This is a genomic window from Sphingobium sp. D43FB, from assembly GCF_002312805.1.
In the GTDB taxonomy this organism is placed as follows: Bacteria; Pseudomonadota; Alphaproteobacteria; order Sphingomonadales; family Sphingomonadaceae; genus Sphingobium.
In genome coordinates this window covers 1-734 of the sequence record NZ_NMUA01000158.1, presented here as the reverse complement: position 1 = coordinate 734, position 734 = coordinate 1, and the positions used below count along the sequence as shown (strand labels likewise).

Below are 734 nucleotides of genomic sequence, written 5' to 3'. Positions count from 1 at the left end.
ATCGACTGCGACGTGGATATTCATTCCATGTCGATGTTCAATCACGGCAGTGTGGACCTCTATCGCCAGATGGCCCTCATGGCTGGTCCCGATCGCGGTTTGGGGGGGTGCGTCATATCCTATAGGTAGAAACGACGTCGATCTGACGTACCGAACGGGCGCAGTTGCGCGAATGACCGGACGGCGCGGATCTGACCAGTCGATCGTGTCGGCAATCCAACGGGGCACGAAATCCCAATCGAACGACAACGGATATTCGCCTTCGACGGTGCGCCATGCAGCCTCGACCGCATCGACCCAGCCTACCACGATCAGACGCAGCGCCGCTGTACCGAGCGTATCGAAGCATGTGCGCAAGGCAAGCGCCAGACTGCTTGCATCGGGAGTGGTCGCAGCACGATCGCGCAGGTCTAGGACGGCTTCCCAAAGACAAGCAGCGGTTTCGAGATGGGATAATGTGTAGCGGGTCATGGAGATGGCTCCAGGGGGAGGTGGCACAGCGTCCACGGTTCGGACAGCGGCTGGATCGGCACACCCGTCCCAGGATTCCGGCTCGGAAGTTCTGTCATCGAGATTGATCGCAGAGCATGATCAGGCCGTGCGGACAGTGGCGGTTCGGCTGAGGTCAGGAATGCGCGCATCGTCATAGACGCTGTTTACCGACATCTGCAGCGCCTGTTGCTCCGCAGCAAACCAGGTGGATGCAGGAACGGTGTAAGTCTCGGTGGCATAGT

1 pseudogene is annotated in these 734 nt (G+C 59.5%); it reads right to left on the bottom strand.

The window, feature by feature from the left end:
* Nucleotides 1-471, bottom strand: a pseudogene (locus SxD43FB_RS23805) (hypothetical protein); the annotation flags it as partial.
* Nucleotides 472-734 lie beyond the last annotated feature (263 nt).